Annotated in this window: 10 protein-coding genes and 1 pseudogene; 10 read left to right on the top strand and 1 reads right to left on the bottom strand. The window is 74.3% G+C overall.

All coding sequences use genetic code 11. The features are described from left to right. Nucleotides 1-120 (bottom strand): annotated as a pseudogene (locus tag OP18_RS56370) (DNA-binding response regulator); the annotation flags it as partial. A 131-nt stretch (nt 121-251) separates the two neighbouring features. Here OP18_RS56370 and OP18_RS46325 point away from each other — a divergent pair. The 10 genes from OP18_RS46325 (at nt 252) to OP18_RS46370 (ending at nt 13,479) form a co-directional block, all read left to right on the top strand. Then, nucleotides 252-1,475 (top strand): nitrate/nitrite transporter, encoded by a 1,224-nt coding sequence (locus OP18_RS46325; protein ID WP_033366416.1) that lies wholly within the window; start codon nt 252-254, stop codon nt 1,473-1,475. A gap of 86 nt (nt 1,476-1,561) precedes the next feature. Beyond that, nucleotides 1,562-5,230 (top strand): nitrate reductase subunit alpha, encoded by a 3,669-nt coding sequence (locus OP18_RS46330; protein ID WP_033366419.1) that lies wholly within the window; start codon nt 1,562-1,564, stop codon nt 5,228-5,230. Beyond that, nucleotides 5,230-6,876, top strand: coding sequence for a nitrate reductase subunit beta (gene narH, locus OP18_RS46335; protein WP_033366422.1), 1,647 nt, complete (start codon nt 5,230-5,232; stop codon nt 6,874-6,876). The genes OP18_RS46330 and narH overlap by 1 nt, the downstream gene beginning before the upstream one ends. Beyond that, the gene (narJ, locus tag OP18_RS46340) at nt 6,873-7,484 is read left to right on the top strand and encodes a nitrate reductase molybdenum cofactor assembly chaperone (protein ID WP_033366425.1); all 612 of its coding nucleotides are present in this window, start codon (nt 6,873-6,875) and stop codon (nt 7,482-7,484) included. Before narH ends, narJ begins: the two co-directional genes overlap by 4 nt. Continuing rightward, nucleotides 7,481-8,227, top strand: a complete 747-nt coding sequence (gene narI / locus OP18_RS46345; RefSeq protein ID WP_033366428.1) for a respiratory nitrate reductase subunit gamma — start codon at nt 7,481-7,483, stop codon at nt 8,225-8,227. The genes narJ and narI overlap by 4 nt, the downstream gene beginning before the upstream one ends. 144 nt (nt 8,228-8,371) lie before the next feature. Further along, nucleotides 8,372-9,328, top strand: a complete 957-nt coding sequence (locus tag OP18_RS46350; RefSeq protein WP_052388368.1) for an Acg family FMN-binding oxidoreductase — start codon at nt 8,372-8,374, stop codon at nt 9,326-9,328. Nucleotides 9,329-9,524: 196 nt separating this feature from the next. Further along, nucleotides 9,525-10,409 (top strand): universal stress protein, encoded by an 885-nt coding sequence (locus OP18_RS46355; RefSeq protein WP_033366432.1) that lies wholly within the window; start codon nt 9,525-9,527, stop codon nt 10,407-10,409. Then, nucleotides 10,409-11,389, top strand: coding sequence for a universal stress protein (locus OP18_RS46360; protein ID WP_033366435.1), 981 nt, complete (start codon nt 10,409-10,411; stop codon nt 11,387-11,389). Before OP18_RS46355 ends, OP18_RS46360 begins: the two co-directional genes overlap by 1 nt. Then, complete coding sequence (locus tag OP18_RS46365) at nt 11,386-12,297, top strand: universal stress protein (RefSeq protein ID WP_033366439.1); 912 nt, start codon at nt 11,386-11,388, stop codon at nt 12,295-12,297. The genes OP18_RS46360 and OP18_RS46365 overlap by 4 nt, the downstream gene beginning before the upstream one ends. A gap of 165 nt (nt 12,298-12,462) precedes the next feature. Further along, a complete protein-coding gene (locus OP18_RS46370; RefSeq protein WP_052388370.1) occupies nt 12,463-13,479 on the top strand; it encodes an Acg family FMN-binding oxidoreductase in 1,017 nt (338 codons plus the stop codon). The last annotated feature ends 143 nt before the right edge of the window (nt 13,480-13,622 follow it).

Below are 13,622 nucleotides of genomic sequence, written 5' to 3' on the forward strand. Positions count from 1 at the left end.
GGTGGCGTCGACGGCGGAGCCGGACTCGCCGACGACCTCGATGTCGCCCTCGCGCTCCAGCATCTCGCGCAGGCCGAAGCGGACGACCTCGTGGTCGTCCAGGAGGTACACCCGAATCATCCGATCCTCCTTCGTCGCGGCCCGCGGCGCCCATGGTCCCGGCGGTCCGGGTCCAAAGACCCTGGGGCTGCCTTCTGTCTACCACGATCCTCGGTGGGACGAGCGCACCAGGTCCGACGGAAGAGATCGCCATGACCGAGCACACGACATCAGGCAGCCGCCCGGCGGGCGGGCCGCGCCGCGGGACGATGCTGGCGGTCGCCACCGTCGGCTTCGCGGTCAACTTCTGGGCGTGGGCGCTGCTCAGCCCGCTGGCCCCGAAGCTCAAGGACGCGCTGCAGCTCAGCCCGCTGCAGCAGGCGCTGCTGGTGGCGGTGCCGGTGATCGTCGGGTCGCTGGGCCGCATCCCCGTCGGTGCGCTGACCGACCGGTTCGGCGGCCGGGTGATGTTCCCGCTGGTGTCCCTCGCGACGATCGTGCCGGTGCTGTACCTGGGCCTCGCCGGGCAGCACAGCCTGGCCGGACTGCTCGCCGGCGGGTTCTTCCTCGGCATCGGCGGCACCGCGTTCGCCGTCGGTGTCCCGTTCGTCACCGCCTGGTTCCCGCCCGCGAAGCGGGGGCTGGCCGTCGGGATCTTCGGCATGGGCATGGGCGGCACCGCGATCAGCGCGCTCACCACGGTCAAGCTCGTCGGCGCGTACGGCGGCAGGACACCGTTCCTGCTCACCGCCGCCGTGCTCGCGGGATACGCGGTGCTGGCGTGGCTGCTGCTGCGCGACGCGCCCGGGCGCACCGTGCCCGCCGAGCCGCTCGGCCGGCGGCTGGCCGCCACGTTGCGGCTGCGGGTCACGTGGCACGCCTCCGCGCTGTACGCGGTCGCGTTCGGCGGCTACGTCGCGTTCTCCGTGTACCTGCCGGCGTACCTGAAGACGGCCTACGGCCTGACCCAGGCCGACGCGGCGAACCGGATGGCGGGCTTCGTGCTGCTCGCGGTGCTCATGCGGCCGGTCGGCGGCTGGCTGTCCGACCGGATCCAGCCGGCCAGGGTGCTCGCCGCGTCCCTGGTCGTCGTCGGCGCCGGCGCCGTCGTCCAGGCGTTCACACCGCCGCTGGCGCCGCTGGGCACGGTGGCGTTCCTGTCGATGGCCGCGGCGCTCGGCGCCGGCAGCGGCGCGACGTTCGCCCTCGTGGCCCTGCTCGCCCCGGCGAACAAGGTCGGCTCCGTGACGGGTGTCGTCGGTGCCGCCGGCGGGCTCGGCGGGTTCGTCCCTCCGCTGCTCATGGGCAGCGTCTACGGCCGGTACGGCTCCTACGCCCTGGGCCTCGCGCTGCTCGCGGTCGTCGCGGCGGCCGCCGTGCTGCTGACCGCGACCGCGGTGCGCAGGTCGGCCCGGGCCGTCGCCGGACCGGCCTGACCCGGCCGGTTTCCGCGGTTCCGCTTGCGCCGGTTCCCGCCGCGAACCATGGTGTCCCTAACAGCTCAGAATAGGAAATAGACGATATGCCAGGATCAGCTGAGCAGGCGGGGCGGGCGTTGCTGGCCGTGGGCGGGCTCATCCGCCGGGCGGAGGTCTCCGCCGACGGGCGGACCCTGCACCAGATCGGCGGCCGCGACGCCGACGCGTTCTACCGGGACCGCTGGTCCTACGACAAGGTGGTGCGCTCCACCCACGGCGTCAACTGCACCGGCTCCTGCTCGTGGAAGGTGTACGTCAAGGACGGCATCATCACCTGGGAGCAGCAGCAGACCGACTATCCCAGCGTCGGGGCGGACCGGCCGGAGTACGAGCCGCGCGGCTGTCCCCGCGGTGCCGCGTTCTCCTGGTACACGTACTCGCCGACCCGGGTCCGGTACCCGTACGCGCGGGGCGTGCTGGTCGAGATGTTCCGGGAGGCGAAGGCGCGCCACGGCGGGGACCCCGTCGCCGCGTGGGCCGACATCCAGGCCGACCCGGAGCGCCGCCGCCGCTACCAGCGGGCCCGGGGCAAGGGCGGCCTGGTCCGCGTCTCCTGGGACGAGGCGCAGGAGATCGTCGCCGCCGCCCACGTGCACACGATCGCCGAGCACGGCCCGGACCGCGTCGCCGGCTTCTCGCCGATCCCGGCGATGTCGATGGTGTCGCACGCGACCGGCGCCAGGTTCCTGTCGCTGATCGGCGGGTCGATGCTGTCGTTCTACGACTGGTACGCCGACCTGCCGGTGGCCTCCCCGCAGATGTTCGGCGACCAGACCGACGTGCCGGAGTCCGGTGACTGGTGGGACGCCGGGTACCTGATGATGTGGGGCTCCAACGTCCCGGTGACCCGGACCCCGGACGCGCACTGGATGGCCGAGGCCCGCTACCGCGGCCAGAAGGTCGTCGTGGTGTCGCCGGACTACGCCGACAACGTCAAGTTCGCCGACGAGTGGCTGCCCGCGCAGCCCGGCACCGACGGCGCGCTCGCCATGGCGATGGGCCACGTCATCCTCAAGGAGTTCTTCGTCGAGCGCACCACCGCGCGCTTCGTCGACTACGTCTCGCGCTACACCGACCTGCCGTACCTGGTCGCGCTGGAGCCCGTCGACGGCGGCGGCTACCGCCCCGGCAAGTTCCTGACCGCGGCAGACCTGGGGGAGACCGACGCCGAGGCGGCGTTCCGCCCCGCCCTGTGGGACAGCGCCGCGGACGCCGTCGCCGTGCCCGGCGGCTCGCTCGGCCACCGGTACAGCGAGGCCGGCGTCGGCCGGTGGAACCTGGACCTCGGCGCGATCGTGCCCCGGCTCAGCTGCGCCGGCGGCGACCCGGTCGAGGTGAGCCTGCCGCGCTTCGACGACGACACGCCGCGGCTGACGCGGCGGGGCGTGCCCACCGCACGGGTCGCCGGCCGGCTCGTCACCACCGTCTACGACCTGCTGCTCGCCCAGTACGGGGTGGCCCGGCCCGGCCTGCCCGGGCAGTGGCCGGCCGGGTACGACGACGCGGCGGTGCCCTACACCCCGGCGTGGCAGGAGCCGATCACCGGCGTGCCGGCCGCGGCCGTGGCCCGCATCGCCCGCGAGTTCGCCGACAACGCCGACCGCTCCGGCGGCCGGTCGATGATCCTCATGGGCGCCGGCACCAACCACTGGTTCCACTCCGACACCACGTACCGCGCGATGCTGGCGTTGACCACGCTCACCGGCTGCCAGGGCGTCAACGGCGGCGGCTGGGCGCATTACGTCGGGCAGGAGAAGTGCCGGCCCGTCACCGGCTGGTCGCACCTGGCGTTCGCGCTGGACTGGTCCCGGCCGCCGCGGCAGATGATCGGCACCGCGTACTGGTACCTGCACACCGACCAGTGGCGCTACGACCACTACACCGCGGACGCGCTCACCTCGCCCCTGGCCAAGGGCGCGTTCGCCGGCCGCCACACCGCCGACCTGCTCGCCCAGTCGGCCCGGCTCGGCTGGATGCCGTCGATGCCGACCTTCGACCGCAACCCCCTCGACGTGGCCGACGAGGCCCTCGCCGCCAGCCCCGACGACCCGGCCGGGCACGTCGCGCGGGAACTGGCCGGCGGCCGGCTCGGGTTCGCCTGCACCGACCCGGACGCGCCGCGCAACTGGCCGCGGGTGCTGACCGTGTGGCGGGCCAACCTGCTGGGCTCCTCGGCGAAGGGCAACGAGTACTTCCTGCGGCACCTGCTGGGCACCGACGCGTCCCTGCGCGCCGAGGAGGCGCCGCCGGAGCGCCGCCCCAAGGACGTCACCTGGCACGACGAGGCCCCCGAGGGCAAGCTCGACCTGCTGCTGTCGCTGGACTTCCGGATGACCTCCACCACCCTGTTCTCCGACGTGGTGCTGCCGGCGGCGACCTGGTACGAGAAGCACGACCTCAACACCACCGACATGCACCCGTTCATCCACGCGTTCACGCCGGCGATCAGCCCGCCGTGGCAGACCCGCACCGACTTCGACGCCTTCCACGGCATCGCCCGGGTCTTCTCCGAGCTCGCCGGCCCGCGGCTCGGGGTGCGCAAGGACCTGGTCGCGGCGCCGCTGCAGCACGACACCCCAGACGCGCTCGCCACCCCCGGCGGGGTCGTGCGGGACTGGAAGACCGGCGAGACCGACCCGGTCCCGGGCCGCACCATGCCGAAGCTCATCGTCGTGGAGCGCGACTACGGCGCGGTCGCGGCGAAGCTCGGCTCCCTCGGCCCGCTGCTGGACCGGCTCGGCACCACCACCAAGGCCGTCACCGTCGACGTGACCCCCGAGGTCGAGCGCCTCAAGCAGATCAACGGCACGGTCACCGGCGGCGTCGCCGACGGCCGGCCCCGCCTCGACACCGACATCCGCGCCTGCGAGGCGATCCTCGCGCTGTCCGGCACCACCAACGGCCGCGTCGCCACCGCCGGCTTCGAGGCCCTGGAACGCCGCACCGGCCAGCGGCTCGCCGACCTCGCCCGGGAGCACGAGGGCAAGCAGATCCGCTTCGCGGACTGCCAGTCGCGGCCGGTACCGGTGATCACCAGCCCCGAATGGTCCGGCAGCGAGCACGGCGGGCGCCGGTACTCCCCGTTCACCATCAACGTCGAACGGCACAAACCCTGGCACACGCTCACCGGCCGGCAGCACTTCTACCTCGACCACGACTGGATGCAGGAGCTCGGCGAGGAGCTGCCGGTGTTCCGCCCGCCGCTGGACATGCACAAGCTCTTCGGCGAGCCGCGGCTCGGGCGCAAGGGCGAGCTGGAACTGACCGTGCGCTACCTGACCCCGCACTCGAAGTGGTCCATCCACTCCGAGTACCAGGACAACCTGATCATGCTGACGCTGTCGCGGGGCGGCCCGACGATGTGGATGAGCGAGGCCGACGCGGCGAAGATCGGGGTCGCCGACAACGACTGGATCGAAGCGGTCAACCGCAACGGCGTCGTGGTCTGCCGGGCCGTCGTCACGCACAAGATGCCCGAGGGCACCGTCTACATGTACCACGCCCAGGAACGCGTCATCGACGTGCCGAAGGCCGAGACCAACGGGCGCCGCGGCGGCATCCACAACTCGCTCACCCGCCTGCTGATCAAGCCGAGCCACATCATCGGCGGGTACGCGCAGCTGTCGTTCGCCTTCAACTACCTCGGCCCGACCGGCAACCAGCGCGACGAGGTCACCGTCATCCGCCGGCGGTCACAGGATGTGGAGTACTGATGAGGGTCATGGCGCAGATGTCGATGGTGATGAACCTCGACAAGTGCATCGGATGCCACACCTGCTCGGTCACCTGCAAGCAGGCATGGACGAACCGGTCCGGGGTCGAGTACGTGTGGTTCAACAACGTCGAGTCCCGCCCCGGGCAGGGCTACCCGCGCACCTACCAGGACCAGCGGCGCTGGCAGGGCGGCTGGGTGCGCACCCGCACCGGCCGGCTCAAGCCGCGCTCCGGCGGGCGGGTCCGGCGGCTGCTGAGCATCTTCGCCAACCCGAAGCTGCCCGCCATGCAGGACTACTACGAACCGTGGACGTACGACTACGAGCACCTGCTCACCGCGCCCGCCGGCACCGACACCCCGGTCGCCCGGCCCAAGTCGCTGCTCACCGGCCAGGACACGAAGGTCACCTGGTCGGCGAACTGGGACGACTCCCTCGCCGGCGGCAACGAGATCGCCGCCGGCGACCCGATCCTGCGGCAGCTGTCGGACCGGGTGCGGCAGGAGTACGAGCAGGCGTTCCTGTTCTTCCTACCGCGCATCTGCGAGCACTGCCTCAACCCGGCCTGCGCGGCGTCGTGCCCGTCCGGGGCGATCTACAAGCGGGCCGAGGACGGCATCGTCCTGGTCGACCAGGACCGGTGCCGGGGCTGGCGGATGTGCGTCACCGGCTGCCCCTACAAGAAGGTGTACTTCAACCACCGCACCGGCAAGGCCGAGAAGTGCACGTTCTGCTTCCCGCGCATCGAGCTGGGTCAGCCGACCATCTGCTCCGAGACGTGCGTCGGCCGGCTGCGGTACCTCGGGCTCATGCTGTACGACGCCGACCGGGTCGGACCGGCCGCCGCGGTGAAGGACGAGCGGGACCTGTACGAGGCGCAGAAGTCGGTGTTCCTGGACCCGAACGACCCGCAGGTCGTCGCCGCGGCCCGGGCCGCCGGCATCCCCGAGGACTGGATCACCGCCGCGCAGCGCTCGCCGGTCTGGGACCTCATCATGCGCTACCAGGTGGCGCTGCCGCTGCACCCGGAGTACCGCACGATGCCGATGGTCTGGTACATCCCGCCGCTGTCACCGGTCGTCGACGTGCTGCGCGACACCGGCCACGACGGTGAGGACGCCGGCAACCTGTTCGGCGCCGTCGACGCGCTGCGCATCCCGGTGGACTACCTCGCCGGGCTGTTCACCGCCGGCGACCCGGCCCCGGTCACCGCGGTGCTGCGCCGCCTCGCCGCGATGCGCGCCTACCAGCGGCGGGTCAACCTCGGTGAGGACCGCGACGAGTCCATCGCCGCCGGCGTCGGCATGACCGGCCGGCAGATGGACGACATGTACCGGCTCCTCGCGATCGCCAAGTACGAGGAGCGCTACGTCATCCCGGCCGCGCACCCCGAGCTGCTGGAGGACGCGCACCGCCTGGAACAGCTGGCCACCGAGTGCAGCCTGGACGGCGGGCCGTTCGGCGAGGCGTCCGGCCCGCCGGCGCCGATCTCCGTGGAGAACTTCCACATGCTGCGCGACCGGCAGACCGCCGACACCACCGCCGCGCCCGACGACAAGCAGACCCGGGTCAACCTGCTCAACTGGGACGGCAAGGGCCGCCCCGAGGGCCTGTTCCCGCCGAACGGCAACGGTGAGCGGTCATGACGGAGACTTCCTGGCGGCCGGTCGCCGCCCGCGCCGCGTCGCTGCTGCTGCGCTACCCCGACCCCGACACCCTCGAGGTGCTGCCGACCCTGCTGCGGGCGCTCGACGCGCTGCCGCCCGCGGTCGCGGCGCGGCTGCGGCCGGTCGCCGAGCACCGGGCCGGCACCGACCCGGGCCGGCTCGCCGACGAGTACGTGCAGCTGTTCGACTTCCGGCGGCGCTGCTGCCTGTACCTGACGTACTACACCGCCGGCGACACCCGCCGCCGGGGCGAGGCGCTGGTGCTGTTCACCGCCGGCTACCAGGCGGCCGGTGTGGAGGTCGTCGGTGAGCTGCCCGACTTCCTGCCCGCGGTGCTCGACCTCGCGGCGGTCCACGACGACGGCTGGCGGCTGCTGCGGGAGAACCGCATCGGCCTCGACCTGCTCGCCGGCGCCCTCGACGGCACCGTGTACGGCCACGCCGTCGAGGCCGTCCGGGTGATGCTGCCGCCGCCGCAGCCCGGCGACATCGCCGCCGCCGTCCGGCTCGCGCAGACCGGGCCGCCGGTCGAGCAGGTCGGCCTCGAACCGTTCGGACTTGTCGACACCACCGGAGGACGACGGTGAACACCGCACTGTGGGTCGTGTACCCGTACCTGACGATCGCCGTGCTCGTCGGCGGGGTGATCTGGCGCTACCGCTACGACAAGTTCGGCTGGACGACCCGCTCCTCGCAGCTGTACGAGTCGGCGGTGCTGCGCTGGGGCAGCCCGCTGTTCCACTTCGGCGTCCTGATGGTCCTCATCGGGCACATCGGCGGGCTGCTGATCCCGAAGTCGTGGACCGAGGCCGTCGGCATCACCGAGCACGCCTACCACCTGGCGGCCGTGTTCATCGGCACCGTCGCCGGCCTGTGCACGCTCATCGGCCTGGCGATCCTCATCGCCCGGCGCCGGCTGACCGGCCCGGTCTTCGCCGCGACCACGAAGAACGACAAGGCCATGTACGTCGTGCTCTTCGCGGTCATCGCCCTCGGCCTGCTCGCCACGGTGCGGGCCAACGTCGCCGGCGACGGGTACGACTACCGTGAGACCGTCTCGCCGTGGCTGCGGTCGCTGTTCTACTTCAGCCCCGACCCCGAGCAGATGGCCGGCGTGCCCCTGGGCTTCAAGGCGCACATCGTGGTGGCGTTCGCGCTGTTCGCGTTCTGGCCGTTCACCCGGCTCGTGCACGCGTTCAGCGCCCCCGTCGGGTACCTCACCCGGCCGTACGTCGTCTACCGCAGCCGCGACAGCCGCCCCACCCTGCGCCCCAGCCGGCCCGGCTGGGAAGGTCCGCCGAAACTGCCCACCGACGCCGGCCGGCGGTAGCACCCGCCCCGGGCGCGGCAGGACGGCGGAAAGGGGTGTAAAAGCCGCCGCCGCGGGCATCACCCGCGGACGTCCACGACACCGGGCCGCGGCCGCAGCGCTGGCATGTCATCGCGATCGCCGGCGGCCTTCTCGGAGGTTGCCATGATCATCACAACGACCTGGCCGGCAGCGACGTTCGAGGCCGCGGTCGGTGACGCGATCCTGGCGCCGTCGATCCACAACAGCCAGCCGTGGCGGTTCCGGCACACCGCGGAGGGCATCGACGTCTCGGTCGACGACGCCCGCGTGCCGCGTGTGTGCGACCCGGACGGGCGGGCGGCCCGGGTCTCGTGCGGCGCCGCCGTGTACAACCTGCGGCTGGCACTGGCCGTCGCCGGCGCTCCGGCCCGGTGGAAGGTCGGCCAGGGCGGCGGGGTCGTCCACCTCGTGCCGGAGGGCGGCAGGCCGGCCACTCCGATGGAGCGCGAGCTGCACCGGCAGATCCCGCGCCGGCACACCAACCGCTCGCCGTTCGCCGACGCCCCGGTCGGGCCGGCGCTGCTGATCCAGCTGGCGGAGGCGGCCGCCGCCGAGGGCGGCTGGCTGCACCTCGTCGACGACGAGACCGCCGTATGGGAGATCGCCACGCTCACCCGCCGGGCCGACGCGCTGCTCAACGCCGACCCCGCGTACGTGACCGAGCTGCGCGAGTGGGCACCCGGCACCGACGACACGGTGGACGGCATCGGGCGGCGGGCCTCGGGTGCCGCGCCGCACGAGGCCGAGCTGATGGTCCGCCGCGACTTCGGCGGCCCGCGCCGGCGACTGGTCAGCGACACCACGGTGCGGCCGGTGCTCGCCGTCCTCGGGTACCACGGCGAGCACCGCACCCACGAGGTCCGGGCGGGCATGGCCCTGCAGCGGGTGCTGCTGCGCGCCGCCGACCTCGGCCTGGCCACGGCCATGTACTCCCAGCCGGTCGAGGTGCCGTCGATCCGCGAGCAGCTCCGGCTGGCGCTGCGCCGGGCGTACGCCCCGCAGCTCGTCCTGCGGTTCGGGTACGCGCCGACGACCTGCTACACGAACCGCCGCCCGGTGCGCGACGTCATCGACCGGTGAGCCCGGACCCCCGCGTGCCGGCGGGGTGAACGCACTCACCCGCCGGGCATGATTTGCGGCCCCGGCCTGGCACGGCCCGGCCGGGGCGAAACACGCTGGAACGAGGCCGGAGCACGGCGTCGACGGCGCCGCCGCGTCATGCGTGCGGTCCGTGACGTCCGAGGGTGCCGGTGAGGAGCAGGGCGGAGGAGGCGGTGTGGGCCGCGCTGCGATTGTTGTCGGAGTGGACGGCGCGCAGACGTCGCTGGACGCCGTGCGGTGGGCCGCGGCGGAAGCGGGCCGGCACGACGCGCCGCTGCGGGTCGTCCTGGCCTACCACTGGCGGACGCCGCTGACCGCGTTCGCGCCGTCCGCGGCGCTCGCCGGCGCGGCGCGCCGAGTCGCCACCGACGTGGTGGACGGTGCCGTCCGGGAGGCAAGGCGGGCGGTGCCGGGCGTCACCGTGGACGGGACCGCCACGATCGGGCGCCCCGCGCCGGCGCTGCTGCAGGAGGCCGCCGGCGCGGCGATGCTGGTCGTCGGCTCCCACGCCCACCACGCCGTGACCGGCGCGCTGCTCGGCTCGATCAGCCAGCAGGTGGCGATGCACGCCTGCTGCCCGGTCGCGGTCGTGCGCGGGCGGGCCGATCCCGGCGGTGCCGTGCTCGTCGGCGTCGACGGCGCGCCGACCGCGGCGCACGTGACCCGGGCGGCGTTCGCCGAGGCCCGGTCGCGCGGCTGTGACCTGCTGGCGGTGCGGGCGGTGGAGACGCCGATGGCGCCGTGCACGGTCGGCATGCCGCCGCTCATGTACGACACCGCCGCGGTCCGCCGGTCGCTGACCCAGGAGGCGACCCGCCTGGTGGCGTCCGTCGGCGAGGACTACCCGGACGTGCGATGGGAGCTGCACGGCGTCGACGGCGACGCCACCGAGGTGCTGGTCCGCCGCACGCACGGCGCGCAGCTGGCCGTCGTCGGCAGCCGCGGCCACGGCGGGTTCGCCGGGCTGCTGCTCGGCTCGGTCTGCCTGCACCTGCTGCACCGCTCGCAGTGCCCGGTCCTGGTGGCGCGCGGCGGCGCGGCACCGGAAGAGGAGGGATGATGGGATACCAGTACGGGCCCGTCGTCGTGGGCGTCGACGGCTCCCCGGACAGCGTCGGTGCGTTGCGGTGGGCCGCGGACGAGGCCTGCCGCAACTGCCGGGAACTGCTCGCCGTGCACGTGCTCGACCCGGCGCTGCAGTGGGACGAGCGCGACGGCGACCCCGGCATCGCCGCGCGGGCGGCCGAGGAGGCGTTCCGGTGGCGGCCCGGCGTCTGCGCGACCGGGGTCACCGAGCGCGGCGTCCCGGCCGAGGTGCTGCGGCAGCACACCGAGGAGTCGCGGCTCGTCGTCGTCGGCGGCCACGGCACCGGGCGCAACACGGCGCAGCCGCTGGGGTCCGTCGCCGACGGGCTGTCCGCCGCGGCGCAGTGCCCGGTCCTCGTCGTGCACGCGGCGCAGCGCTGGGCCGACCCGTCCGCCGTGCTGCCCGACGGCGGCCCGGTGGTGGTCGGGTTCGACGGCTCCGACTCCGCCCGCCGCGCGTTGCGGCTCGCGTTCGAGGAGGCGGCCGCCCGCAGCCGGCGGATCGTCGTCGTCCAGGTCTGGCAGCATCCGCAGCTGTGGCGCCCCGGCGAGCACCACGAGGGGCCCGAGCACCGTGACCAGGCCGATGACCAGGCTGATGACCAGTCCGGGCGCCAGGCCGAGTACCAGTTCCAGCACCACTGCCGCGACCTGACCGCCGACGAGTCGGCCGTGCACGAGGCGCTGGTGGCGGCCGCCGAGCCGTGGCACGCCAAGTTCCCCCTGGTGAACATGGAGCTGCGCAGCGAGCCGGGTGACCCCGTCGAGGCACTGACCGTCGCGTCGCAGTGGGCGATGCTCATGGTCCTCGGCACCAGGTGCCCGACCGACGCGGTCCAGCCGCCCAACCCGTCGGTGATGCAGCGGGTGCTGCGCGGCATGGCCTGTCCCGCGCTCATCGCGCACGGCACGACGGCGTTCGCCCGGACGCCGCAGACGGCCGGTGCGCGATGAACGGATCCCCACCGGCCACGTCCGTCGTCGTCGGCGTCGACGGGTCGCCGGACAGCGTGCTGGCGGTGCGGTGGGCGGCCGCCGACGCGGTGCGCCGCGGGCGGCCCCTGCACCTGCTGCACGCCGCCTACGACTGGCGGCAGTTCGCCTACCCGCAGGAGTTCGCCGGTCAGGCCCTGCGGCTGGCCGACGACGCCGGCGTCCGGCAGGCGTCCGAGCGCATCATCGCCGACGCGACGGCCGAGGCGCGGCAGATCGAGCCGGACCTGCCGATCACCACGGCGACCGTGGTCCAGCCGGCGGTCCCGGCGCTGATGGAGGTGGCGCGGCACGCCGCCCTGGTCGCCGTCGGCAGCCGCGGCCGCACCGGGTTCGCGGCGCTGCTGGTCGGCTCGACCGGCGCGCAGCTGGCGGCCCACGCCGACTGCCCGGTGGTGATCGTGCGCCGGTACGGGCACCGGGAAGGTCCGCACGCCGGCCGGGTCGTCGTCGGCGTCGACGGGTCGCACCACGCCGGGCACGCCCTCGGGTTCGCGTTCGAGCAGGCCGCCTTCCGCGAGGCCGGACTCACCGCGGTGCACGTCTACCGGTGGCCGGCCGGCGGCCCGCCCGACGACATGCTGCCGCTGTGCTACGACCCCGACGACCTGCGCGACGACGAACAGTGCCTGGCCGCCGAGTCGCTGTCCGGGTGGCGCGAACGGTACCCGGAGGTGGAGGTCCGCCTCGACACCGTGTCCGGCCGGGCCGGTGGCGTGCTCGCCGAGCTGTCGGCGGGCGCACAGCTGCTCGTCGTCGGCGCCCGCGGCCGCGGCGGGTTCACCGGGCTCAGGCTCGGCTCGGTCAGCCACGCCGCCGTCCACCACGCGTCGTGTCCGGTGGCGGTCGTGCACGAACCACGCGGTTGAGCGGGCCGCTTCATCTGCTGGGAGTGACGTGCGGCGGTGCCGGCCGGCGGCACTGTGGAACTTCGGACGCACATGCGGCCGGGCCGCGACCGGGGCAGGCGCGGACGCGGGCGATGGTTTCGGCCCGGCGGCACCGGCACACCAACCCTGGGAGCGGCAGACGACATGGATGATCTTCCCGACACCGGTGCGGCGCCGCTGTTCCGGGCCGCGGCGGAGGCCCGCCTCGCGCCGTCGATCCTGAACACCCAGCCGTGGCGGTGGCACGTCGACGACCGGCACCTCGACCTGTACGCGGACCCGCAGCGACAGCTCACCGGGCTCGACCCCGACGGCCGGCTGCTCGTCCTGAGCTGCGGCGCCGCCCTCCAGCACGCCGAGGTGTCGCTGGCGGCCCGCGGCTACGAGCCGGCGGTGCAACGCACGCAGCAGCGCGGCGACGACCGGTGGCTCGCCCGGGTCGGCGTCGGTGGCCGGCGCCCGGTCCGCCCCGAGGACGTCGAGGCGTGGCACAGCATGCGGCAGCGGTGCACCGACCGGCGGCCGTTCCGGGCGGCGACTCCCGTGCCCGAGGCGGCCCTCGCGACGCTGTGCGCCGCGGCCGAGACAGCCGGCGCCTGGCTGCACCGGGTGGAGCCGGAGCAGGTCAGGTACGTGCGGGCGGCCGCCCAGGGCGCGCAGCGCATCGAGGACAAGGACCAGCGATCGGTACAGGACCTGCGGGAATGGGCCGGTCGGGACCCGGGGCTCGGCGACGGGCTGCCGGCCGCCACCGTGGTCGCACCGGTCGCCAGACCCGTGCCGCTGCGCAGCTTCGGGCTCGAAGGCGAGCAGGGCGAGCGGACGGCCGACCCCGGTCCGGGCGACGACCACCTCGCCGAGTACCTGATCATCGCCACCACCGGCGACGACCCGGTCGACTGGCTGCGGGCGGGCGAGGCGACCAGCGCCGTGTGGCTCGCCGCGACCACGCTCGGGCTGGCGGTCTCGCCGCTGAGCGACGTCGTGGAGGTGCCGGGCGCCCGGGTGCTGCTGCGCAGCCTGCTGCACCGGCCCGGCCACCCGCAGCTGGTGCTGCGGGTCGGCGCGGCCGCCGGCGGCGCGCCACCGGCCGCGGCCCGGCGGCGCCGGGCACGTGACGTGATACGCCGGGACCGGCCCGCGCCGCGCCCGCGGATCTGACACCCGCCGCATGCCTGCCGCACGCCTGCCGCCCTGCCGGATGAGGACTTCCGGCCCTGGGCGCCCCGGTCCCTGCGGCAGAGGCTGGACACGCAAGCGGGTCCCGGGGCGCCGGCCGCCACGCCGCACCGGCGGCCCGGGAG

Source organism: Dactylosporangium aurantiacum (assembly GCF_000716715.1).
Taxonomy (GTDB): Bacteria; Actinomycetota; Actinomycetes; order Mycobacteriales; family Micromonosporaceae; genus Dactylosporangium; species Dactylosporangium aurantiacum.